Source organism: Pseudomonas asuensis, from assembly GCF_014646755.1.
In the GTDB taxonomy this organism is placed as follows: Bacteria; Pseudomonadota; Gammaproteobacteria; order Pseudomonadales; family Pseudomonadaceae; genus Chryseomonas; species Chryseomonas asuensis.
The window spans coordinates 1-667 of the sequence record NZ_BMNW01000088.1; the positions used below are offsets into that span (position 1 = coordinate 1).

Genomic DNA, 667 nt, shown 5'->3' on the forward strand with positions numbered 1-667 from the left:
ACGATTATCCATGCCCCTAGCTCGACGAAGAACCAAGACGGCAAGCACGATCCCGAGATGCATCAGACCAGGAAAGGCAATCAGTACTACTTCGGCATGAAGGCGCATACTTTACAAAGCCAAGCGCAAGATCGAGAAAGCCAAGACCCAGGTACGTGCCAAGGTCGAGCACCTGTTCGGGTGATCAAGCGCCAGTTTGGTTACACCAGGGTACGTTTTCGCGGCCTGGCCAAGAACACGGCGCAGCTGGTCACCCTGTTTGCCCTGTCGAACCTGTGGATGGCACGCCGACATTTACTGACCGATGTAGGCGAGGTACGCCTGTGATACGGGAAATGGTCGCCGCAAGGTCATCGTGGCGGCCAGAAACGCCGGGATGAGCAGACGATCCGATCATTTTTGATTGATTCGCTGCTTTCCAAATCGGCGGGGCTGAAGGCGACGGGAAATACAGGGCTACTTCAGACTATCCTTAAGTATCGATATTTCCCTAGGTGTAGTCTATGGGGCATACCTTAATAACAACATCCAATTACGTCTCTAACCTGCCTTGAGGGAACCCCATAGCCAGCCTAACCACTTAGCTCTATCACGCGAATGTCTAGAACATTTGCTCCGCTAGTGGCCCTGAGGCTAAACCATGCTTTCTCAACGTCTCTCAGCAGCA

1 pseudogene is annotated in these 667 nt (G+C 52.9%); it reads left to right on the plus strand.

Annotation, left to right across the window (positions count from 1 at the left end):
• Positions 1 to 327: pseudogene (locus tag IEX86_RS24800) on the plus strand (transposase); the annotation flags it as partial.
• Positions 328 to 667: the final 340 nt, after the last annotated feature.